The organism is Psychrobacter sp. 2Y5, from assembly GCF_051847375.1.
Taxonomy (GTDB): Bacteria; Pseudomonadota; Gammaproteobacteria; order Pseudomonadales; family Moraxellaceae; genus Psychrobacter.
Genome location: NZ_JBPYDA010000006.1, coordinates 25,668 through 49,091, shown reverse-complemented (window position 1 = coordinate 49,091; position 23,424 = coordinate 25,668). Strand labels below are relative to the sequence as shown.

28 protein-coding genes are annotated in these 23,424 nt (G+C 43.9%); 22 read left to right on the top strand and 6 right to left on the bottom strand.

What is annotated here, in order from left to right:
- Positions 1-32 precede the first annotated feature (32 nt).
- The 22 genes from ACS8E3_RS07680 to ACS8E3_RS07575 all read left to right on the top strand — a co-directional run bounded on the left by ACS8E3_RS07680 (position 33) and on the right by ACS8E3_RS07575 (position 17,344).
- Positions 33-374: a hypothetical protein gene (locus tag ACS8E3_RS07680; RefSeq protein ID WP_439242902.1), complete on the top strand. Its 342-nt coding sequence runs from the start codon at positions 33-35 to the stop codon at positions 372-374.
- Positions 375-406: 32 nt separating this feature from the next.
- A complete protein-coding gene (locus tag ACS8E3_RS07675; protein WP_439242900.1) occupies positions 407-583 on the top strand; it encodes a hypothetical protein in 177 nt (58 codons plus the stop codon).
- A gap of 2 nt (positions 584-585) precedes the next feature.
- Entirely contained in the window at positions 586-894 is a 309-nt protein-coding gene (locus ACS8E3_RS07670; protein WP_439242898.1) for a head-tail connector protein, read from the top strand.
- Between the two features lies 1 nt (position 895).
- Positions 896-1,132, top strand: a complete 237-nt coding sequence (locus ACS8E3_RS07665) for a hypothetical protein (protein ID WP_439242896.1) — start codon at positions 896-898, stop codon at positions 1,130-1,132.
- Between the two features lie 17 nt (positions 1,133-1,149).
- Positions 1,150-1,383: a hypothetical protein gene (locus ACS8E3_RS07660; RefSeq protein ID WP_439242894.1), complete on the top strand. Its 234-nt coding sequence runs from the start codon at positions 1,150-1,152 to the stop codon at positions 1,381-1,383.
- Between the two features lie 2 nt (positions 1,384-1,385).
- Positions 1,386-1,742 (top strand): phage head closure protein, encoded by a 357-nt coding sequence (locus ACS8E3_RS07655; protein ID WP_439242892.1) that lies wholly within the window; start codon positions 1,386-1,388, stop codon positions 1,740-1,742.
- A 2-nt stretch (positions 1,743-1,744) separates the two neighbouring features.
- Complete coding sequence (locus tag ACS8E3_RS07650) at positions 1,745-2,248, top strand: HK97-gp10 family putative phage morphogenesis protein (protein ID WP_439242890.1); 504 nt, start codon at positions 1,745-1,747, stop codon at positions 2,246-2,248.
- On the top strand, positions 2,245-2,622 hold the full coding sequence (locus tag ACS8E3_RS07645; RefSeq protein ID WP_439242888.1) for a DUF3168 domain-containing protein: 378 nt from the start codon (positions 2,245-2,247) through the stop codon (positions 2,620-2,622). Before ACS8E3_RS07650 ends, ACS8E3_RS07645 begins: the two co-directional genes overlap by 4 nt.
- A gap of 4 nt (positions 2,623-2,626) precedes the next feature.
- Positions 2,627-3,118, top strand: a complete 492-nt coding sequence (locus tag ACS8E3_RS07640; RefSeq protein ID WP_439242886.1) for a phage tail tube protein — start codon at positions 2,627-2,629, stop codon at positions 3,116-3,118.
- 77 nt (positions 3,119-3,195) lie between these two features.
- A complete protein-coding gene (locus tag ACS8E3_RS07635; protein ID WP_439242884.1) occupies positions 3,196-3,615 on the top strand; it encodes a phage tail assembly chaperone family protein, TAC in 420 nt (139 codons plus the stop codon).
- Between the two features lie 35 nt (positions 3,616-3,650).
- On the top strand, positions 3,651-3,905 hold the full coding sequence (locus ACS8E3_RS07630) for a hypothetical protein (RefSeq protein WP_439242882.1): 255 nt from the start codon (positions 3,651-3,653) through the stop codon (positions 3,903-3,905).
- A gap of 63 nt (positions 3,906-3,968) precedes the next feature.
- The gene (locus ACS8E3_RS07625) at positions 3,969-4,601 is read left to right on the top strand and encodes a hypothetical protein (RefSeq protein WP_439242880.1); all 633 of its coding nucleotides are present in this window, start codon (positions 3,969-3,971) and stop codon (positions 4,599-4,601) included.
- Between the two features lie 105 nt (positions 4,602-4,706).
- A complete protein-coding gene (locus tag ACS8E3_RS07620; protein WP_439242878.1) occupies positions 4,707-7,931 on the top strand; it encodes a phage tail tape measure protein in 3,225 nt (1,074 codons plus the stop codon).
- Complete coding sequence (locus ACS8E3_RS07615; RefSeq protein ID WP_439242876.1) at positions 7,931-8,407, top strand: hypothetical protein; 477 nt, start codon at positions 7,931-7,933, stop codon at positions 8,405-8,407. Before ACS8E3_RS07620 ends, ACS8E3_RS07615 begins: the two co-directional genes overlap by 1 nt.
- Positions 8,407-8,934 carry a DUF1833 family protein gene (locus tag ACS8E3_RS07610; RefSeq protein WP_439242874.1) on the top strand — a complete coding sequence of 176 codons (528 nt, stop codon included), beginning with the start codon at positions 8,407-8,409 and terminating at the stop codon, positions 8,932-8,934. The genes ACS8E3_RS07615 and ACS8E3_RS07610 overlap by 1 nt, the downstream gene beginning before the upstream one ends.
- Positions 8,931-9,302 (top strand): hypothetical protein, encoded by a 372-nt coding sequence (locus tag ACS8E3_RS07605; protein WP_439242872.1) that lies wholly within the window; start codon positions 8,931-8,933, stop codon positions 9,300-9,302. Before ACS8E3_RS07610 ends, ACS8E3_RS07605 begins: the two co-directional genes overlap by 4 nt.
- On the top strand, positions 9,280-12,084 hold the full coding sequence (locus ACS8E3_RS07600; RefSeq protein ID WP_439242870.1) for a host specificity factor TipJ family phage tail protein: 2,805 nt from the start codon (positions 9,280-9,282) through the stop codon (positions 12,082-12,084). The genes ACS8E3_RS07605 and ACS8E3_RS07600 overlap by 23 nt, the downstream gene beginning before the upstream one ends.
- Before the next feature lie 62 nt (positions 12,085-12,146).
- Positions 12,147-14,903: a pyocin knob domain-containing protein gene (locus ACS8E3_RS07595; RefSeq protein WP_439242868.1), complete on the top strand. Its 2,757-nt coding sequence runs from the start codon at positions 12,147-12,149 to the stop codon at positions 14,901-14,903.
- Between the two features lie 3 nt (positions 14,904-14,906).
- A complete protein-coding gene (locus ACS8E3_RS07590) occupies positions 14,907-15,677 on the top strand; it encodes a hypothetical protein (protein WP_439242866.1) in 771 nt (256 codons plus the stop codon).
- 508 nt (positions 15,678-16,185) lie between these two features.
- Positions 16,186-16,596, top strand: coding sequence for a hypothetical protein (locus ACS8E3_RS07585; RefSeq protein ID WP_439242864.1), 411 nt, complete (start codon positions 16,186-16,188; stop codon positions 16,594-16,596).
- Between the two features lie 24 nt (positions 16,597-16,620).
- The gene (locus ACS8E3_RS07580; protein WP_439242862.1) at positions 16,621-16,785 is read left to right on the top strand and encodes a hypothetical protein; all 165 of its coding nucleotides are present in this window, start codon (positions 16,621-16,623) and stop codon (positions 16,783-16,785) included.
- 64 nt (positions 16,786-16,849) lie between these two features.
- The gene (locus tag ACS8E3_RS07575; protein ID WP_439242860.1) at positions 16,850-17,344 is read left to right on the top strand and encodes a glycoside hydrolase family 108 protein; all 495 of its coding nucleotides are present in this window, start codon (positions 16,850-16,852) and stop codon (positions 17,342-17,344) included.
- A 332-nt stretch (positions 17,345-17,676) separates the two neighbouring features.
- Here the strand turns inward: ACS8E3_RS07575 and ACS8E3_RS07570 are convergent, their stop codons facing one another.
- From ACS8E3_RS07570 to ppsA, 6 genes are all read right to left on the bottom strand, one after another.
- Positions 17,677-17,916 (bottom strand): hypothetical protein, encoded by a 240-nt coding sequence (locus ACS8E3_RS07570; RefSeq protein WP_439242858.1) that lies wholly within the window; start codon positions 17,914-17,916, stop codon positions 17,677-17,679.
- A 233-nt stretch (positions 17,917-18,149) separates the two neighbouring features.
- The gene (gene rplI / locus ACS8E3_RS07565; protein ID WP_439242856.1) at positions 18,150-18,662 is read right to left on the bottom strand and encodes a 50S ribosomal protein L9; all 513 of its coding nucleotides are present in this window, start codon (positions 18,660-18,662) and stop codon (positions 18,150-18,152) included.
- 20 nt (positions 18,663-18,682) lie between these two features.
- A complete protein-coding gene (rpsR, locus tag ACS8E3_RS07560) occupies positions 18,683-18,913 on the bottom strand; it encodes a 30S ribosomal protein S18 (RefSeq protein WP_010198808.1) in 231 nt (76 codons plus the stop codon).
- A 16-nt stretch (positions 18,914-18,929) separates the two neighbouring features.
- On the bottom strand, positions 18,930-19,316 hold the full coding sequence (gene rpsF, locus ACS8E3_RS07555; RefSeq protein WP_439242854.1) for a 30S ribosomal protein S6: 387 nt from the start codon (positions 19,314-19,316) through the stop codon (positions 18,930-18,932).
- 279 nt (positions 19,317-19,595) lie between these two features.
- Entirely contained in the window at positions 19,596-20,627 is a 1,032-nt protein-coding gene (locus ACS8E3_RS07550) for an RDD family protein (RefSeq protein WP_439242852.1), read from the bottom strand.
- Positions 20,628-20,949: 322 nt separating this feature from the next.
- Positions 20,950-23,334 (bottom strand): phosphoenolpyruvate synthase, encoded by a 2,385-nt coding sequence (ppsA, locus tag ACS8E3_RS07545; RefSeq protein WP_439242850.1) that lies wholly within the window; start codon positions 23,332-23,334, stop codon positions 20,950-20,952.
- Positions 23,335-23,424 lie beyond the last annotated feature (90 nt).

The following is a 23,424-nucleotide window of genomic DNA, read 5'->3' as shown; positions in this document are numbered from 1 at the left end:
AGCTGTTTTTGTCTTACTAAAAGGAGTACGTCATGGAATATAAAGTTACTAAGCAACACTGGGGCGATCGTCAGTACTTCGAAGGCGATACGCGCAAAGTCAAGAATGACTCAGACGCAAAAGAGCTTGTACGTATGGGAATGATTGAGGATCCCAAAGCCGCTGAAGCTGCAAAGAAAGCGGCTGAAGACAAAGCTAAAGCAGATAAAGAAGCCGATGAAGCTGCAAAGAAAGCGGCTGAAGACAAAGCTAAAGCAGATAAAGAAGCATCTGAAGCTAAAAAGAAAGCCGCGGCGGATGCTGAAAAAGAAACTAAGGCGGCGCCAAAACCCAAAAATAAGGCTGAAGAAGAGCCTAAAAACAAGGCTGAGTAATAATCATGAAAATCAAAACACTAAAGCGAATAATGATTGGCCGAACCATCGTACAAAAAGACGATGAAGTCTCAGTCACTGAAAAAGAAGGTAAGGCGCTAGTCGCCAAAGGTGCTGCAATTGAATTGGCCACACCTCAACCGGCTGTAGCAAAACCGGAAACAACCAAAAAGACTGACAGCAAGACTAAAGAAGACAAGGCAGATTAACGATGGTGACTCTTGAGCAGGTAAAGTTCCAATGCCGCATCGATCATGATGACGAAGACGCTTTATTGCTTAATTATGTGGCTGCCGCTCGAGATCATATTCAGATGTACCTTGACCGCACTATCTACGAATCAGCGGTACCATCCACTGATCCCGATGGTGTTATCGATAATGCGTCTATTGATCAAGCGACATTGATGATCGTCGCGCATTGGTACGCTCATCGTGAGTCAGTCAGTGACTCATCAATGGTTGAGGTGCCGATGGGTGCTTATCATGTACTACAGCCGTACCGCCGAATGGGGGTTTGATATGAAAAAACTAACAGCAAAAGTATTCACTAATAGAAATGGTGAGAATTATTACGGCCTACACTTGGGTGACGAGTTACTTCCTAGTCAGACCAGCATAAAAATAGAACAGGGCGTTGGCACCCCTGATCAAGTCACTGTTACATTTATTGGCAATCTAGATTCAGATGGTGTCTTCAATGTTGGTGTTTATGATACCGAAAAGATTATAGCTACAAGACAAGATAATGAATTGTAAAGGATGCGAGGCCAGACGTGAGTGGATTAAAGACAGAACTAGTGAAGCAAAGCGAAGAACCAAGCTGCTCTTGCAAAGACTTAGCGGCGCTAATGACAAAGATAGTCGAACAAAACACGATACTGATTCAGCAAGCAAGTGAACGCGAAGCGCTCATCATGCAACTCATTGAGCAGAATGACGAAATACTGTCGGAGCTCATCGATCAAGAAGATGATGAGACGGGCTCACAATTTTTGGATATGGATTAATTATGGTAGTCAAGGCAGGCGAGTTACGTCACAGAGTTACTGTGCAGCGTTATGTTAGCGGCGGGCGTGATGAGGATGGCCATCAACTAAGTGGAGAATGGCTTGATCATAGAAAGATTTATGCCAAAGTCACGCCGTTATCAACTAAAGATTTATTGACTGCGCAAGCGGCTCAGTCAGAGATAACAGCCAGAATGATGGTTCGTTACCGTACCGGCCTTAATATCAATACGACTATGCGCGTGATATGGCAAGGCCGTACTTATGCGATTGATAGCCAAGGCTTGCCGGATAATGATACTGGCGTCGAGTATATGACCTTCAATCTTGATGGCGGTGTTGAGCAGTTTAGGGATTGATCATGGCGAACGATATAACCGGTCTCGATGAAGTCCAAGCTAAATTACGACAGCTCGGCAATAAGCGCAAAGCCAAAAACGCCGCCAATCGCGCTAGTCGCAAAGCTATGAACATCGTCAAAAAAGCCGCGCGTGAGAATGCCAAACGTATCGATGATAAAGACAGTCCTGAAAAGATTTGGAAGAACATCGTCGTTAAAGCTGGTAAAACCAAAGCCTCTGACAACGTAACGATGAAAGTCGGCGTCAGAGGCGGCGCTAAAAAATACGCTAACACCCGTGCTAACAGAAGAGCAAACCGCGCTGGTCGCAGCTATCAAACCCAAGGCAGCAAAAAGAACCCCGGCGGCGACACTTGGTACTGGCGCTTCAAAGAGTTTGGGTCCGCTACTAATAACGCAGATCCTTTCTTACGTCCTGCGCTGAATAATAATATCAACGCTGTACAAGCGGAGTTTACCCGCGCTTATAGCGCTGAACTTGATAAAGAGATTGCCAAACTATGAGCGATTTGCCTATTTACCGCGCGCTTAATGCAAACATTGGCGTGACTGCGCTTATAGACGTAGAGGCCAAGGTTTGGGAGGGTGTTGCACCAGAGGGCACTCAAGCGCCTTATGTAGTTTGGCAAATCATCAGCGGACAAGCTGAGAACCACTTGGATGCACCCGCTAATTTTGACAACGTACAATTCCAAATCATGGTCTATGACACTAGCTCTAAGTATGCAAGCGCGCTACGTGGCGCTATACGAAACGCATTAGAATCACGTGCATGGATATTAAACCCAACAATCAATCAATATGATTCCAACGCTCGACTATACGGGCGTGGCTTTGATGCCAATTGGATATCGGATCGTTCAACCACAGAGGATTAGCATCATGGCTAAAGTTAGAAAAGGCGTACTCACGCAAGGCACGCAAGTATGGATTAAGCATGGCGCGGATACCGCCACTGAAATTACCAAGATGATATGTATCACTGGTATCAATTTGGGCGATGACACGCCTACCGATATCACCGATACCTGTCTCGAAGAGACTGATTCAGCAACCTCTACTTATGGACTGAATACACCAGGTGAAGGATCAATCACTATCAATACCGATCCTAAGAATGCCACGCACATCACTTTGTTGCAGCTTGCAGATGATCGCGAATATGTTGAAGTGTTTGTAGGTTGGTCGGATGGCACTGTTGAACCCACTTTAGCAACTGACACTGTAACGCTGCCTGACGGTCGCACTTGGACATCATTCACAGCCCTACTTAAGAACAGCGCGCCAACTTTTGAGCCTGATTCTTTGGTGGGTCATACCATCTCTATGAAGCGCCAGTCAAAAGCGATTACGGCGTACAAAACGACTGCATAAGCGCAAAGCAATAAGTAGTTAATTACTATCAAACCAAACCCCTTAATTGGGGTTTACTTATTTTTAGGATTATAAAGATGGCAAAGACTCCAAAAGCTACGCAGCCCGCGGCCACCCAAAAGCCTATAGAAGAAAAAAAAGCACCTAAGATCTTGCTGTCAGATGTAAAGGCGGGCAGTTTGGTATCAGAAATCCGTGACGAAACGGTGAGCTTTTATCATAACGGCGAAGAGTATGAAGTAGATATTCGTATTAAACAATTACCTTTTGCGGTCACTGATGATTTGCATAAGCGTATGAATAATAAAGAAGATGTGACATTCGAATGGATTAGTAAAGCGCTTGTGGATGATGACGGTAAGCAGCTGTTTACCCAAAAGCAAGTAGAAGATAACTTTGTGCAAGCAATGGGCAGCGCTATCTTCGATAAAGTGTGGGGCATCGATAATATAAAAAAGGCTGTAGAGAAGCAGGCGGCGAAGAACAAAAAGGAATAATCGCCGGCGAGCTTGAATTGCTTTATGAGCTAGCGATGAATGGCATCGGCGGCAATAGTGTTAACGAAGTTAAGAGTAATTTGACCCGATTAGAGATTTTACAATGGGCTGAATATAGATACCGTCGTGGCAGTCTTAATATAGGCAGGCGTGTGGAGCAGGCTGTTGGTAATATGATTGCTATGGATATCAATAAAGACCGTAAAGCAGATGGCTGGGTCGAGCCGCTGACATTTATGCCGCATGAAGATGATGTGGTTGTTAATTTTGAAGATCAGATTGAGGACTAGGCTAGATATTTGTATGGTTTCGTAATATTATATTTTGAATACTATTTCATCTTCAGGTGTTCAATGTCTAAAACAACAAAATGGGTCCTGTATTTTTTTGGTTTTCTACTTTTTATTGCTTTTATGAAAGGTTGTTCTCAGCCGCCATTACAAGAAACGCAGTCTGCATCGCAAGACACTAATTCACAACCTCAAATCGCTTCCGAAGTAACAGATAATAATGCCTTGGTTGACAAACAACTATCAGCTGCTGAATCCAGTAAAGCCAGCAATTGGGTCTATGATGAATCATTAGATGAGATGCGAGGAGAGAGTTCATACTTCGCAACAAACGCATCATTGAACACAGTAGATTTAGGTTTTCCTTACGGTAACGACATAAAGCTCAATATAATATTGAGAAATGACTATAAGAATGGTGACGATATAATGTTTGTCGCAGATAGAGGCCAGATCTTCTGTAGTTACAGAGATTGTTCTGTAACAGTTAAGTTTGATAATGCCGATGTGCAAAACTATGAGGCGAGCGAAGCCGAAGCTGGCAGTAGTGAAGTATTGTTCTTAGCAAACAATATTAGCAGTTTTGCAAAAAAGATAAGTCAGTCGAAGCAGTTGATAGTCGAAGTGAATTTCTATGATCATGGCGCTGAGCAGTTTAAATTTAATATTTCTGATTTAGAGTGGTCTGCATTTTAACTATGAAATAATAATTACTTTAAAAGAAGTTATAACCTAATTAATTACAGAAACCTCAATCGTAAATGATTGGGGTTTTTTATCATCCAAGATAAGGCACTAATAATGGCTACCACTTCACTAGGCAGGCTCACACTCGATTTGGCGGTTCGCCTAAGTGATTTTACCGACGGTTTGACCGCGGCTGAACGAGCTACTGAAGAAAGAACCAGAAATATGGGTAGGTCGGTCAGTAAGTTTAAAGATCAGATGATTGATGATCTTAGTGGCACTCCTATTGGTAGCGCTATTGATTCGCTTACCGATAGATTAGGCACTATTACAGAAGCGTTTGGCGATAACGGCATTGCGGGCGCGGCTAAGATCGGCGCTGCAAGCATTATCGCTTCAACTGTAGGTATTGGTGTCGCTTTGACTGGCATGGCTATTCAAGTCGCTGATACAGATCAGCAGCTTGAAATGTTAGCCAAACGTGCGAATGTCACTACGACTCAGTTTCAGGTCCTTACCGCTGCAACTGAGAGGTATGGTGTCGATAACGAAGGTTTAAGCGATATCTTGGCTGACGTCCAAGAAAAACTTGGTGAGTTTGCTGCGAGCGGTGCAGGCGGGCTAGTCGATACATTAGAACTACTACAAAATAATACCAAGATGACCGCTGAGGAAGTCGAAGCTTTTGGCGTGTCGTTATCCAATGTCGATGGAGCGACTGCTATTCAGATGGTAAAGGATAAGCTTGAAGAGGCGAACTCTACTGCTCAAACCACTCGCTTCACAATGGAATCGTTAGCGTCTGGACTCGGTGATATTTCTAATGTTTGGGAGTCTGGTGGTCAAACTATCAATGAGTATGAAAGAGCTTTAAATGATGCAGGCGTCATTAGAACCAAAGAAGCTATCGAACAATCAAGGTTATTGAAGTTACAAGTCGAAGACACTCAGCGCAAATTCCAAGGAATGTCCAATCAATTAGTTACCTATACTACGCCAGCCTTGAACTCTGTGGTTGGCTATTTTGCAGAAGGCGCTAAGCAAGGCGATGGCTTTGCAAGTAGTGTTAGTGGTATCGGCGTGGTTATTAGCGGTGTGGCCAAAACAATAATCGGATTTAGCTCTGTTGTCAATCTAGCGGTTATTGGCTTTCAAGGCTTGATGGATCAGTTCTTTGTACTTGGCCAAACAGGTACGGCATTTCTTAACGCTGATGGTCTGTTTGCAAAAGTTAGAGCACTACAAGAAGGTAGCAGGTCGTTTGCAGCATCTGGCGAGTCAACCAACCAGCGATTCCATGATGAAGCCATGCGCGCCGCTGAAGCCATAAGAAATACTGGCGCGGCATCCATTCCGACTAGCGCGAATTATGGCGCTACTAGTGAACTTGAAAGGCTGCGCCGCGAACAGGAGCTACTAAAGGAAAGCAACATCATTAGCACTAAGACTGCTGATGAGAACGCTAAAGCGATAGAGGCCCAAGCCAAAGCGGCAGACAAGCTGACCAAAGCTAAGGAAAGACTGGTCGGGATTAGCGGCGACACTGGTGTTGGTAGCGCTCACCTGCACGTACAGTATCGAGACAAAAGCCGCGCTGTCAGTGCTGCTGACTTAGCCAGGTTCCAAGTTGGCGGCAAGAATGTAACTGACTATGCTAAAACATCAGGTTACGGGCCTCGCAACACAGGCATCAAAGGCGCATCAAAATATCATCGCGGTACTGACTTTGGCGTACCAAAGAACACACCAATCACAACTACTGTACCAGTCAAAAACGTAAAAACATGGCATGACGAAAAAGGCGGCGGTTATGTCTCTACTATCGCCTTTGAAGATGGCGTCACCATTGATCTGCTGCACCAAATGCCCGGCATTATGGGCCTTGATAAAGGTCCAAGCACCGGTAACAACTCTATAGATTCCGCTAATAGCAAAGCTGCTGCAATGCAACAAAAAGCCGCTGCTGATGCACAGCGCGAACAAGAAAGACTCGCAGCTGAAGCACTGCGCCGGCAAGAAGCAATTGAACGCGCTCAACTTTCTATCGCCAATCAATATGCTAGCGATAAAGAGAAGATTGAGCTTGATCATATCGCCCGTGTCGAATCTATCGAGGAAGCCTACGCTGAAGGGTCTGCTGAACGCACCGAGTATATGGCGCGTGAAGAGGCGCGCTACGCTAAAGAAAAGAATGCTGCTGCTCTATCTATTATGGAGAAGTACCAAAGCGAAGAAGAACGCATCCATGCCAAACATCAAAAAGCGCTCAAAGAAATCGAAGCGGCTAATATTCAAGATGATAGCGTACGTCAAATGTATATTGATGTTCAAAACGCAGCCTATCAAGAGGACCTAGATAACTTTAAGTTTGCATCACAAGCCAAGGCGCGCGCGCAAGACAAGCTTTATCAGTCTATCGCTAATAGCGCTCGCGCAAACGGTATCAACTCAGTGGGGACTGGTCTTGATGCTATGGCTCAGCGCACCATGAGCGATAAGGACTATGCAGGCTGGCGACTAGGTCAAGACCACGATGAGGCATTCAATTCAGTTAATGATCAGTATGCCAACCGGCAAAGCGAAATCAACGCTGTCGATGAGCGCGGCGAATATGCATTGCCAGAGCTTGAACGTTTTGAGCTGCTAGAAGTTGCCAAGCAAGAGCACTTAGACGCCATGTGGTCTATGGAGCAAGAGTTTGCTTTAAGGACCCAAACGCTAGAAGAGCAGCAAGCCGCTCAGCGTGTCGCTATTTATCAGGGTTTGTTCGCTGGCATGACCGAAGCGGCGTCCGTGTTTTTTGGTGAAAGCTCGAGAATGCATAAGTTAGCCTTCGCTGCAGAGAAAGCATATGCCGTGCATAAAGCGCTTATGAATGTAGAGGAAACCTACTCTAATACTTTCAACTCACTTTCTGCTATCCCGCTGGTCGGTCCTTATATCGCAGCCCCAGGAGCCGCAGCCGCGTCGGCTATACAAGTCGCAAGTGCTGCTAGTATTCAGGGCATGAACGCGCCATCGGTAGCAGGTATTGCCCACGGCGGTCTAACCAACGTGCCTGAAGAAGCGACTTACTTACTGCAAAGAGATGAGCGCGTACTCTCTCCTAACCAGAATAAAGATTTTACTAACTTTATGAATAAAGGGGCCACTCAAGGCAATATTACCATCAACAACAATTCTAGCGCAGAGGTCAGCGCCCGCCGCCAACCGAACGGTGAGGTCACTATCGATATGGTCGATAAGATGATTGAAAAATCATTTCGACGCATTGGCCGTGCCAACTCACTCGAAAGCAAATCAATACAACGTCACACGACTGCGAGGGTAAAACGTTAATGAATAACTTTGCATTGTGTCCGTTGCAGCGCGGTTACACGCCTGAAGTAGCGAACAATCTACTAGAACAACAACTAATGGGCGGGTTCGCCCGTCAGCGCGTGCAGTTTGTGAATAATGTGCACACTGTCACAGCGTCAGTCATGCTCGATGAAAAGATTAAGCAGCAATACTTTTGGGCGTTTTGGCGCAGTCATCAAACAAACCCACGCCCGTTTCTTTGGCGCCTGATTGTCGATGATACCGAAATAACCACTTACGTCTGTCAGTTTGTCGCAGGCTCGCTACGTGTTAATGAGCGCGACGGTAAAGTCTATAGCGTATCGTTTGGCCTGCGCTTAAAACCAAACCATACTGGCAAGGATTTCGATGAAACTATCATTGGGCTGTGGAATGACGGTGACCCGCGCAAAATGCTGAACTTACTCGAAAAACTGGTGAACGAAGATTTGCCAGAAGCGCTTGGGAGTCTGTAATGGCACTAACAATAGACGATATAAAAGACTTCCATCTCGATAGCTCGCCTAGTATCGCACCTCTTGAGACATTAGAGATTAGCCATAGCATGTGGCCGGAGCCTATCCGCATTGTCACCAACCACGAAGATGGCGTCGATGCCATGTTAGAGACTGGCGAGATAGTCCGTTTCGATTTTGCGCCATTGCTTATTAATAAAGGTAAAACGTCCGATGACCTTGACCAAAACCTCGGTATTACTCTTGGCGATTTAGGTGAGATACTACCGCCACTGATTAAGAAGCTGCGCGAAGCCGCCACCGATGAATATCCTGAAGTTATCTACCGCGAATATGCCTACGATGTCGCTAGTATGTCGTTCGCTAAAGAAAAGCCTATGGATATCATGAAGGGTTTGTTCGTTGAGCAAATGAGCCGTGACCATCAAGCTGCTACGTTTGACGCCAAGACGCCGGATAAGAATACCGTTAAGACGGGGCGGCCTTACTCGCCCAATTACTATTTAGATTTAAAGGCGCTGCTATGAAAAGTATCGATCCTTTACTAACTGCTAAGTTTGACCGTGATTATTATCACTGCGTCCATTTTTTAATAGATGCCGGCAAGCATTTATTCAATCATGACTTTAGCCGATGCTTTTTGGGTTTAACTGGTTCGTTAAACACCGGGCTGCGTCCGACAAAGGCGGGGATGGGACAAGTAGAGTCAGTTGATAAACCGTCTGATGGCACTATCATGTTAGCGCTCACTTTAGACAATAAACATCATGTGGGTTTGTGTTACTGCGATAGGGTGCTGCATCTGCCAGAAGCTGGCCCACGGTTTGAGACCTTACGCAGCATTAAACGCCGATATAAAAAGGTAAGTTTCTATGACGTTAAAGATTTTTCATAATGAGCTTGACGCTAGCGACTTCACTGATCATGACTTCGATTGCTTATTGACCGAGTGGATGTCAGCGCGTGAGCAATATCCGCAAGCACGGCTTTATAAAGAGACGATATGCGTGCAGAACGACATCACGCCAAAAACCAAAGCTGAAGCGTGGGCACTCAAAGACGTAATAGGTGAGTATCAAATACTTTGTCATGCCGGGCTTGAGCCTGCGACTTGGGGTATTATCGCTGCAGTATTGTCAGTAGGCGCGGCTGTCTACACCTATGTAAATATGCCAGATGTAAATACGCCGCAAGATGTTAAATCTTCTCCAAACAACAGCTTGGCCCAACGCCAAAACAAACACCGAGTTAATGAGCGCGTGCCCGACATATATGGCAAGGTCAAATCTACGCCCGATCTTATATCCTCAGTTTATCGATACTACAAAGACAATATACAAGTCGAAGAGTGCTTACTCGATTTTGGCACCGGTTGGTTTGCTATCGATGAGAATGACATTAAAGAAGGTGAGACGCCAGTAAATACAATTGAAGGGGCCTCTATTAGTATTTACGAGCCAAATCAATCACTCATCGACCCAAATCCACAAATCAAGATAGGCGCTGCGTTTAATGAGTTGCCGCTTGTGACCAAACAAGTCTCATCAATCGATGGTAAGCAAACCCTAAAATCACCAGGCGAGGGTTACGTCACCCGCCGAGGTCTGCGTATTGAGCCCCCGAATAAAATACTGTTCTCTACAAATGACTTTGTAGATGAGTTTAATACCGGTGAAAAGGTGAATGTAAAAAACGCGGTTTTCGGTAGTGCAGAAGATAAAACGGTATCGGGCAACACAAACGTCAACGTAACTGATGGTATTTTGACGATTGCAAGTAGAGCCAATATATCAAACTCAAACCAGTATAAGAAAATACGCATAAACTCTTTATTGGTAGACGGCAACAGTGGTGAGAGCTTAAACCTAGCGGGCGAGTATGATGTTGATTCAATCATTAAGTCGGGAAGCAGTGATCTATACGTATATGAAGTTACTCTGAGCGTAGGTTATAAAGAGGTTAACCCTAGTTTCTATCTACTAACCAACGATACAGTTGGAGTTACATCTGGTGTGCTGACTGGAAGTAGTAACAATATTGACTTATCTGGCGAATATACGATAGCTAGCGTGACCACTAACGAGCTGACTTTCGTAAATCCGTCCACTGTGAATAGTGACTGGAATAAAATAAGCGATATTACCGCCGTGCAAGCGAATGAGTTTTTGGAGAGAAAGGTTACTTTTCTCAGCTCAAAAAACAATTTCATTGGCTGGTACTACGCTGGCAACAAAGATAGCACCGGCTTTATATTAAACTTTTTGGCGCAAAACGGTATCTCTCAAGACGACTTAGACAAGCAAGTAGATATTGAGATTGAATATCAAATGTTAGTTAATGGAGAGCCGACAGGGGATGTTTATACTTATAACGAAACGATGTACGGCGCCGGGAATAACAGAAACCCTATTGGCAGAACCATAAAAATAAACCTACTAGTGGCAGGGCCGTTTCGGTTTAGAGCGAGACGTACCAATGATAATCGGGACTACCAAGGCAAAGATGGCAGCCTTATAGACGATGTTATCTTTGAGAGTGCTTACAGCTACTACACAACAAAACGGTCGGTTTATGAATATGACACCGTAGCACGCCTACGCCGGATGGCTATCGGCTCTGGGACCAATGCCAGTGAGCTCAACGCCATCATCCATCGCAAGCTCAATACTACAAGCGGCTTTGTACCTACTAGCGACTTTGCTGATATCTCTATAGCCATGGCGCTCGATGAGTATATCGGTCGTATGACGCCAAACGAAGTCGATATAGCTGGGCTGTATGAAGTGAGCACTGCAATAGCGGCTTACTTCGGTACTACCAAAGCGTGTGAGTTTAATTATACCTTTGATGACAAATACGCCAGCTATCAAGAGATGATATTCGCTGTTGCTGAAGCTGTTTTTTGTACTGCTAGGCGCGAAGGTGGAGAGCACTTCTTCAGCTTCGAGCGAGAGACGCAAAACAGCTTAACATTATTTAATCATCGCAATATTGCGCCAGAGAGCATGGTGGTCACTGAGTCATTTGGCATCCAAGATAAATACGAGGGCGTAGAGTTCAAATGGCGAGACCCGGACGATAATTACTCAGAAGCTATAATCAAATTACCCGATGACTTGCGTACGAATTATAAGACCATCGATAGCCAAGGCGTCACCAATCATATTCAAGCGCATTTCTTGGCACACCGCGCATGGAATAAGCTGAAATACAACCGCAAAGCTATCGAATTTACCGCGTATGGCGAAGCTGACTTGGTAACTCGTAGAGACAGAATTGCGGTCGTAGATTCGACAGTACCGATGTTATGCAGCGGTCAAATCGAAGATCAAGCGAATACGATACTTACGCTTGATTATCCGGTTGAGATTGACGCTGGCAAGTCATACGTTATCCATCTGCAGCTGAAAAATAACATCGTCGATGTGATTGAAATCGTTGGTCAGATTAATGGTTATCAAATCGAAGTAGCGCGCATCCCAACGATGCCATTGGTGATCGGCGGCGTTACTCATACTGTCTTTAACATTACTGAAGCGACTGAGGTCGAAGCAGATGCCTACTTGATCACTGAAAAGTCATCAAAAGCTTTGTTTGAATCTACTATCAGCGCGATGTCTTATGACAAGCGCTACTACCCTAATGATAAAGACTACAAAAACGGCTTGATAGCCTAAACTAATTTAAACAATCACTCAAAGCCTCGCATATGCGGGGCATTTTTATGGGGAAAAGAAAGATGGCTGGACTATTAACGTTGCAGGATTTGGCTGACGGGCATATTGACGCGGGTACGCTTGGAGAGTTTGCAAATGAAGATAAAGTTGTTGTTGCTCGAAAGGGTTTAGAGTACCCATCCGCACCGATGGTATCTAGATTAGTTGTTGAGAACGGCTTGTTAGGGGCAACGCCATTCGCTACTAAGGCACTAATGATTGCATCGTCTTTAGTTAATGGTGATTACGCTGTAGTTACTGATGATAGCGATATAGCTGAAAATGGTTTTTGGCAAAAAAAATCTGGTGTCTGGAGGCTGCTTAAATGGAATCCCATCGAGCAATCAAAAGAGTATGTTAATGCCAACCCATTGTTTAAGCCGCAAAGGTTGGAAGCTGATTCCGACATAGACGAATTATTTATTGCTGGGATTTACCACATCCCAACGGCCACTATCGCAGAGGCGCTAAAGTTACCCGAGAACCAAAACGGTCAGTTATATGTAAGCGGAAACACAAGGGCGGATGGTAGTGGTTTTGTTTTTCAAACATACATTAACGCAAGAGGTAGTACTTACCAAAGGGTTTATAACGGCACTATTTGGTTTTCATGGAAGGGTAATAATGCAGACTTGCTTGTAAAAAAAGGAGAGCAAACAAAGTCTATCGTTACCTACGGGTCGTCAACACTCGCTCACTTGGCTGATGAGTTGCAGTCATTTGCAGATAATAAAGATATTAAGATGTACCCGTATGCTGTCAGCGGCGACACTATCGCAGGCACTGGAATGCTATCAGGTGTAAATAAGGTAACTATCAAGGTTACAGGTGGCGAGTTAATTAAAGATATTTATGTGCCAGTTACCTTTACCAAAAGTTTCGGAAAAACTGGTGCAGTCGTAGATTTTGAGCTAGACAATGGCGTGACAGGCAAGCTTAATGTTTTCAATTCAAAATTCAAAGCAAATAGCAATGCAACTGTTTCTGAATCAACTGTTTTTAATGCCAAACCTTTAGCTGAGCGACCAGTAGATGCTACCTATATTATTAACTCCGGTAAAAATGACTTAACAACACCAGAGGATAACACGCAGTACGTCATAGACAAGACTATAGAGGTGGTAAAAGGACTGCCTTTTGGCGCTGATTTTATTGTACTTGGTCACTTTTCAAACACCGATAGCTCAACAGCAAGAACTGACCGTGTTAATAACGTTAACGAGGCGCTAAGAGCTAGGTTTTGGACTAGGTACTTAAGTATTAATGACATTTTGTTTGATGATGCAACTTGGTTAAAATTAGGATTAACTAAAACGGCTGCTGACAATACAGCAATCTCGAAGCGTAACTTACCGCCGTCACTAGCTCGTGATAACGGCCATTTATCAGAAGCTATGGATGTTGTTTTGACCGATGCAATTACCGATGCTATCGGTAAAGGATGCGTCTTAACAAATGAAGCTATAATAGAGAACGTAAGAAAAACAAGATACGTTGAGAGTATGAGTGCAACTAATAGACTGCAAATACTTTCGCAATCTCCTTATAGTTTATATGCAAGTTATAACGATGGGTTTGCTGTAAAGACAAACCCATCGTTGAAATGTGTATTGTACGATAGTTATAACGATGGCATTAACAGTGTGGGCGCCACAGGTGTTGCACCCACTCAAAACCTAACATCGAAAAATATCTATATCGAGTTTAAGTATGATACTGGGGAACTCGCGGTAACTTGGCAGCACTCAAAAAACATGATGTTTAAAAGTGTTTGGTCGCCAAACGGTCACAACTCTCTTTTTAACTTTAAGAAAATAAGCTACGCAAGTGGCACTAATCCCGAATCTGCTGATTGGACGCTTATTCAAGAGGTAACTACAGACTACATCCCTCCTGTCAGCTTTGAGGCGACAACAGGAGATAGAACCGACATAGGCACAAAAACAACAGGGGGTAATCATGGCTCGGTGGGCGGAGAAGGTGAGTTGACTGCATACATGACTAACTGCGAGTTCTACGTTAACGGAGTAATGCTAGTTGATGATTTTTTTGGCTATGCTGACTCGGTGCAGTGCCAGTGGGTTAATAAGTTGTATGCTAGTAACACTATTGTAGAAAAAAGATTTACTTTGCAGCAAAACGTCTTTGCGGATTTTACGACAGGACATGTTGGCGTGATACTAAAGACCACCGCGCTAGAGCCTTTGCGTATAGATTATGAGGGTGGAACACAGTTAGTGGGGTATGGGTGGAATGTTGCGGCTAGTCATTACAACGGTGTAAGAAAAGGTTTTTACAAAGATAATAGCGCAATGGTTGCAGGAACTTTGGAAACAGCACCTAACGCTTGGGCTACCGTCGTTAAGTCTGACACACTTGGCTTTGCGGCTGCCTACATTGACCGAGACTTTGGGGTAAAAAACAGTAAGATTGGTGCAGGTGAGGTGATAGCAAACAAGAACTCAGGATCTTGGAAGTTTTACAATTTTACCATGAACGGCCTGCATACGAATATCACAATGGATACTAATGAAACGCACTCATGGCGTGGCGGCTATGCTTATGCGCCTATCGGTATAACCTCCAGCGTTGAGTCTGCTTTTATTGCAAAAATCGGTAACAAAACTGCGGTAGGTTACGAGGCTTTAGTTGGTCAAAAAGGCAACGTCCACCTCCCACCTCATTTAATCGGTAGAGAGTACCAAGGGACAGAAGATTCACCGCAAGGTATTTATGTGAGCGCAGATGGATACCAATCAAACCTAGCTAAGGAGTTGTAGAAAATGAAAGAGAATGCCAAATACCCTGTAGAAGTGACTAATGAAACCGAACTAGCAAACTTTGTTGACGAAAGTGGCAGGCCTGTCATTACTCATTGGTATGAGCCAGATGCTAAGTTTTACAGTGCAGACACGCTACTGGTAAGAAACAGAGCTGCCAAAAGTATCTGGACGCGCAGTATATTTACAAAATCAGGTCGCACATATCGCCATGATTTTGCTAAGCATAATGCACAGCCAGTAGTCCATGTCGGACTAACTGCTGTTGATACCCCTATTGACCTTGATGAATACACCGTATTCTCAGTTTTAAAAGCCGCTGATGATTTTGTCGAGACTGGTATTGCGGCGGCATACGGCGCGGCAGAGGCTAATGATAGCTATAACAACACTCCAAATCTATCGTACACATACATAAGCGGTGGCGAATGGCGAATACACGGTAAGCACACAAACAAGGACTTGCAGCTAAGCTACGCAATGCTACCAGAGGATGCTAAAAAATTCCATTTATATGCTATCACGCGCTCACAAGGCAGGGGGCTGACGTTAAGAGTTGACGGCATTGAAGTTGCTAGTACTAATAGTGCATCTGCAAAATCAAAAGTAACGTCTAAGAAGATGCGATTACTTGGCTTTGATTTTGAATCAGGTGCTTGGCAGGGCAGCGTGGGTAATATTGTTATCTGTAAAAAAGACTTGAGTTTGGATGATTACGCGCTACAGGCTTTTGAGAATTATTTTATGTCTAAGTACGACATTACCGCCCCTTAAAACGGGGTTTTATTTTGTCTAAAAAGGGACGCTAACATGCTAAAAGTAATCGTTAGATTCTTAAAATGGTTTTTAGCTCTAGTTACAACCGCGCGGGATTGGACGTACCGACGCGGTACCAATCTAGCTCAAATTATCAATATTGCATATGCAGGTAGTTTTATTTATGTATTCGGCTTTGCTGACGAAGTTGTTGATATCGCCCCTATCTACCGCGCGTTTGTACCTTTTGATCAATCTCGTTGGTGGCTCATAATGCCAGCTATTATCGTATTTCAGCTGATATTTATGCTGGCAAAATCAATTCGGTGTAGTGCGCTATCTGGATTTGTTTTGATATGCAGCTTTCCGGTCTGGACGTTTGTCGCTATAACGTTTGACAATTCTGGATTTACAAATACCGGCACATTTATTTACGGAATTTGGGCAGTTGTCTGTTTGACAGGCGGCTGGCGCATGATGGACCTATACGACTACAAAATTATCATCAAGAAAAAAGGCGGCGGTTATGCTAAACGCGTTAGCAATCGAGCTACAAGCACAGATAACACCGCAAACGGTATTTGCAATGATAGGCGGATTAATCGGAGCGTGTGCACTGACCCTGCCGAAAGCTAAAATAAATGGCTATGCACTAAGCGCGGTATTTGTGTTTTTCGGTGTACTAAGCGCGATGGTAGGTAGTGACCTTATGCTACTTAATCTTGGTTATGATCGGCTTGGCGCTCATGCAGCGCTGGGCACAAGTTGTGGCAGTGTTGGCGGCGCTATGATGATGACTATACGTGCTATCAGTCCAACATTCGCTGAAAAGCTAGTAAATATCGCAGCAAAAAGCGTTATCTCTTTCGCTGAGAGTAAAGACCGGATCAAAGAAGCGATACGTGTATTGGTATCAGGTAAAGATGCCGATAACTAATTTCAAAATAGGCAGGAGCAAACTATGCGTTTTAATAGTCAGCAAGTTATTACTATTGCAAGGCACATCACAAGCACGGCTATCAAAAATAGCGAGATTGTACAACCGTACGTTAAGCCCAAACATTACCGCCGCGGGCTAGCAGCACTCAATGCTCTCTACTTCGCGCTGCGTATCGCAGATAAATAAAAACAATCATTAAATACAGCTCCAATTTTGGGGCTTTTTTAATGTCTAAAATAAGGTAAATAACATGAGCATCTATGACATGATTTTTGATAGATTAATGGATCATGAGGGTGGTTACGTCAACCATCCCAATGACCCTGGCGGCGAAACTATGTATGGTGTGACCAAGCGTGTTGCGAACGCACACGGCTATTGGGGTGATATGCGAAAGCTACCCAAGTCACTTGCCAAGCAAATCACCGAGAAGTCATACTATAAAGCGGTTAAAGGCGATCAACTAGATAGACTAATTGCATGGCAACTAACAGACGCAGCATATAACCACGGCAACCGCCACGCTGTTAAGTTCTTGCAAGCGGCTGTAGGTGCAAATCAAGATGGTTTGATTGGACCACGCACATTAGCTGCAGTCGCAGCGATGGACAAAAACGATGTGGTGTTCTTATTTAATGCTGAGCGCATCGAGTATTATACGCGTTTACGTCACTGGCAAACATTTGGCCGTGGTTGGGCTCGCCGTGTAGCTGGTAATTTACGATTTGCAGCATCAGATAATTAAGTTGTGACAGGATTTTTGACAGCTTGCTATTAATAACTATCACATTCTATCAAACTTACTTTTCGTAAGTTATTGATTTTACTTAATACGTTTTTGATAGCGTGTGATTGTATATGATGTAATCGGGTTCAACTCCCGCCATCTCCACCAAACACTAAAAATCCGGTCACTTATTAATTAAGTGACCGGATTTTTTTATGGGAAAAGCTTTCTATTTATGTCATTTAAATAAGAAGTGCATTTTACTGATAAAGTTTAAGGTATCAATATTAAAGCTTAGGGTAGGTCTTAGGAAGGGCTACGAAGTTTGGTTTTATCTGAGAAATTCTCTACTAAGCGTAAATCTGGTTATTTAATTTATTGAAATGGGCATTGCTCACTTTGGTTGCCATAGTATCAAAATGAATAGAGATGCCAGAACTATCTCTTGTGGCGTACCAGTATTCGTCATTACAACCGGTTGGTATTTCAAAAAACTTGTCATTGATGAAACTGCCTACAGTATAGACGTGTCCTTCTGCATAAAAATCATTACCACTTATACATACTACTTTATCACCAGTCTTAATCATATTCGTTCTCCTATCAATCAAAACGAAGCGCGCTTATGATAGTCAAATTCATAATCAAAGAACATGGAGAAGGTGCTGAGCGGTTGAATGGGTATGCTGAGCGGTAGTACATCAAATTGAAGATATGTTCTCTATAGAATGTTTATTAGGCCATAATAAAACTCTATAGAAATAAAAAAACCAGCAACATAAAGTCACTGGCCTTTTTTAACTTCAGATAGAGGGTATAAAGCTTACTCTTCAGAAGTCTCTTCGTTCTCATCAGCTGCTTCTTCTACATCTTGGTCTTCGTCATCGCCATCTTCAGATAGGATGGTAACTAAGATAGTAGCAGTTACATCATGATGCAGTTGGATATCAACGCTGTACTCGCCGATCTGACGTAGCGTACCTTCTGGAAGCTTAATCTCAGCACGGTCTACTTCTAGACCTGAGTTGGTCAAAGCTTCAGCGATATCACGAGTACCGATAGAGCCGAATAGCTTGCCTTCGTCGCCAGACTTAGCACGCATGATGACGTTAACGTCAGTCAACGCATCAGCACGAGTCTGGGCGGTTGCGATCTCGGCAGCTTCTTCAGCTTCAAGCTCAGCACGGCGTGCTTCGAACTTTTCGATATTCGCTTTAGTAGCAGGAAGAGCCTTGCCCTGAGGGATAAGAAAGTTACGTCCGTAACCTGGTTTTACATCGACAGTTTCACCGAGTTTACCCAGGTTGACGATACGCTGTAACAAAATAATTTGCATGAGTCACTCCTAGTTAACGGTTAACCCTGATGGTTGTCAGTGTACGGAAGTAGCGACAAGTAACGAGCTTGCTTGATAGCAGTCGCTAGTTGACGCTGATATTTGGTAGAAGTACCAGTAATACGACTTGGTACGATTTTGCCATTGTCACTGATGTACTGTTTTAGCAGTTCAACATCTTTATAATCGATGTGAGTGATGCCTTCAGCAGTGAAACGGCAGAATTTGCGACGGCGATAGAAACGTGCCATAAGTATTCTCCTTTAATTAGTCTTCACTGTTGTTGTCGTTGTCGTCTGAACGACGTGGCGTAGCTTTACGTGCGCGTTTTTCATCGGCATTTTTAGCTAGCTGTGACTCTTCAGTGATTGCTTCATCACGGCGCATGACTAAGCTACGGATGATGGCATCGTTATAACGGAATAACTCTTCTAATTCTTCTAGAGTCTCACCGTCAGTTTCGATGTTGAATAACACATAATGAGCTTTATGGATCTTGTTGATTGGATAAGCCAGTTGACGACGGCCCCAATCTTCTAGACGATGGATGATACCATTGTTGTCTTGAACCAACTTGATATAGCGTTCAACCATGCCGACAACTTGGTCGCTTTGGTCTGGGTGTACAATTAACACCACTTCGTAATGTCGCATTTGGACTCCTTACGGATTAGTAGCTACCGGCCCTATGCAGGTAGCAAGGAGATTTATAAGGTAAACTTAGTCTCAGCTATTATTATAGAGAGCAATAAGCTTAGGATATAAAGCGCCGTATTATAACAGCACTCAAGCGTTAACACAAAGGTTAATGCGGCTAAAAGGAATTAATTCTAGAGCTCATTATTTATACGTGATAAGACTAGCCATAAAAAAAGTAGCGACTAAGCGCTACTTTTCGAAATCTTGTGATTAGGAGGAGTTAGTTTACTGTAGTTACTTCACTTTAGGCTGTTTAACCAGCTGTTTGCTATCTGCTTTAACCACTAAGGTTTTAGCGAGTTTGTCGTGCCAACCGATATTCTCGGGACTTTTTGAGGCCATATAATAATGAACGGCAATCACTATAAAGCCTAAAAAACTGGTAAAAGAAAACAATAGGTTATAGACAATAAGTAGCAGCAAAGTGCGCATTACTATAAGTTTAAAAAAGGACGGTATTCTATGCGTGGTTTGATCCACCACGCGAATACCGGTAATCAGTTTACCTAAAGACTGCCCACGTAAGATAATGAACAATATCTGCAGAGCAAATAAGCCAAAAACCATGACTTGTGACATCATCAAAGTACCGCTAGGGATACTCTCCATCAAGGTCATTGAGTACTGGTAAGCGGCGTCCATATTTTGAATATCTTGAAATTTAGTATAGTCGATATCCATTTTAGTCAGTGCCAATACTAGCGGAAAGATGGCTAATATATAGAGCAAGCCATTGACCGCAGTGGCTAGTATTCGTGACATGATAGGCGCTAAGATCACATCACCGACGACAACATCTTTGGCGCCCGCCACTCTAGTGTTACTAGACTTATTGAGCGAGACATTATTAGTTGGTGAATGGTCACGATTGGTCGTCATGTCTACTTTAGACTTTTTACTACTATCTGTAGCTGAGCGCTCATGCTTGCCGTAGAGTCTATCAAGAGAGAGCTTTTTGCCATTTAAGCCGCCTTGATTGGCGCTAGTATTCTTACTGGTACTAGCGTCATCAGAGTCTTCTGGGAAGACGGTGACATTACTGATAATAGAGTCATCATCACTATCATTAACGACGGTTGTATTATTCATGGTAGGACGATAGTAAGGTTGGTTAGCCGTCAAGTCACCGAGCCGTTGCCAATTTGCTAAGCCTTCATGCCACATCAAATCATCAAATACTACCTCGCCTGAGGTAAGCATGATATTGAGCTGATCTAAAGTGTAAGGCCCTGCTTGGACATTATTTCGAGCAAGAAAAATTTGCATAATGAGTTATATCTTAATTCGCTGATGATAAGTTTTAGCTTTTATAAGTGATGTTATTGGGACAAATCTGCTTTTAACAAGGTTAGTATCAGATGGTTAGGAGTTAAAATTCAAAACTAGAACCTTGTACAGACGCTTTAAACAATGTCTTGGATAGGATTTTAGATAAATAGTAAATACAATTTAGGGTTTGCTCGCTATTTCATCAAAATTAATGACGATCAGCAAACAAACCCTAATAACTTTTTTTACGAGTGATTATCTCTACTAGTCACTGTCTTCGAAGGTTAATAGCTACTTAAAGAGAGCGCATTATAGGCTACTATTGCGCTTCTTCACCAGCTAAGAAGAACCAAGTATCAAGGACAGAGTCTGGGTTCAATGAGACTGAGTTGATACCTTGCTCCATCAGCCAGAAGGCTAGATCAGGATGATCTGATGGGCCTTGACCACAGATACCAATGTACTTACCGGCTTTGTTACAAGCTTCGATCGCCATAGATAATAGTTTTTTGACTGCAGGGTCGCGCTCATCAAACAGATGCGAGACGATACCTGAGTCGCGATCGAGACCTAGCGTCAACTGAGTCAAATCGTTAGAGCCGATAGAGAAACCATCAAAATGCTCTAAGAACTCGTCAGCGAGTAAGGCGTTGGTTGGTAGCTCACACATCATAATGACGCGCAGACCGTTTTCGCCGCGTTTCAGGCCATTTTTCTCTAGTAGCTCAATGACTTGTGCTGCTTCATCTACTGTACGCACGAAAGGAATCATAATCTCAACGTTGGTCAGACCCATCTCATCACGGACGCGTTTTAGTGCTTTACATTCAAGCTCGAAGCAGTCACGGAAGTTATCCGACACATAACGACTAGCGCCGCGGAAACCAAGCATTGGGTTCTCTTCTGATGGCTCGTATAGCTTACCGCCTAACAGGTTTGCGTATTCGTTCGATTTAAAATCTGACATACGTACGATAACCGGCTGATCCATAAAAGCAACGGCTAAAGTTGAGATACCTTCAACCAACTTATCGACATAAAAATCAACAGGTGAGGCATAGCCTGAAATACGCTCATTGATCGCTTGCGAGATCTCACGAGGTAAGCTGTTCATGTTGAGTAGGGCTTTTGGATGTACGCCAATCATACGGTTAATGATGAACTCTAAACGCGCAAGACCGATACCTTTGTTAGGCATTTGGGTAAAGGAGAAGGCGCGATCAGGGTTACCGACATTCATCATGATCTTGAACGCTAGATCTGGCATAGACTCAATAGAGTTGGTTTGGATATCAAAATCAAGCTGACCTTCGTAGATAAAGCCCGTGTCGCCTTCGGCACAAGAGGCGGTGACGTCTTGACCATCAACCAATAGCTCAGTGGCGTTACCACAACCAACTATGGCGGGTACGCCAAGCTCACGCGCAATGATAGCAGCGTGACAGGTACGGCCACCACGGTTAGTGATGATAGCAGAAGCGCGCTTCATGACCGGTTCCCAATCCGGGTCCGTCATATCAGAGACTAAGATGTCGCCTTCTTCAACCTTGTCCATCTCGTTAAGGTTACTGACGATACGCACTTTACCAGCGCCAATACGTTGACCGATTGAGCGACCTTCGCACAGTACTTTAGCATCGCCAGTATTGATGACATAACGCTCCATGACGTTGCTGTCTTGACGGCTCTTAACGGTTTCAGGACGCGCTTGCACAATAAAGATCTGCCCACTATCGCCGTCTTTTGCCCATTCGATATCCATCGCTTGACCATAATGCTTCTCAATAGTCATCGCTTGTTTGGCAAGAGAGGTTAGCTCTTCAGTAGATAAAGAGAACTGCATACGCTCCTCTTTTTCGACATCGACGACTTTGACTGATTTAGCAGTGCTGCCTTCATCACCATAGATCATCTTTTTATGCTTGCTACCTAAGTTACGGCGGATTACTGAGGGTTTGCCATCGGCAAGTAGTCGCTTAGATAAGTAGAATTCGTCTGGGTTAACTGCGCCTTGCACGACCATCTCGCCGAGGCCATAGCTTGAAGTGATGAACACTACTTGATCAAAACCGCTTTCGGTATCTAGAGTGAACATAACGCCCGCCGCGCCCGTCTCTGAACGTACCATACGCTGAACGGCAGCAGATAGTGCCACGCCTTCGTGTTCAAAGCCTTTATGCACACGATAAGAGATCGCGCGATCATTGTATAAAGAGGCAAACACTTCTTTGATAGCGATCAATACGTTATCGATACCGCGAATGTTTAGATAAGTTTCTTGTTGGCCGGCAAATGAAGCATCTGGCAAATCTTCCGCAGTCGCAGAAGAACGCACCGCAACCGCGATGTCTTCGCCGCCGCTCATCGCTTCAAAAGATTGACGCACTTCAGCTTCGAGATCTGCTGGCAGCTTCTGCTCGATAATCCAATTACGGATTTTTTTACCGGTAGCGGCAAGTTTATTGACGTCATTAACGTCTAAGGTTTTCAGCTCGCTATTGATTTTGTCAAGCAGACCCGTTTCGTTCAAAAAACGGTTAAAAGCATTCGAGGTTGTGGCAAAGCCGCCAGGAACGCTAACACCCAAATCTGATAAGTGGCTAATCATCTCGCCAAGAGATGCGTTCTTACCACCGACCATCTCAATATCGTCTTTTCCTAACTGATCAAGATTGATTACAAGTGCTGTAGATTGCGCTGCCATGATAACTCCAAAAAATAAGGTTATTTAGTAAGGATTATAAGGGTGGATTATACCCCTATATTTTGCGAATTTCGAGAGGATAACGGAAAA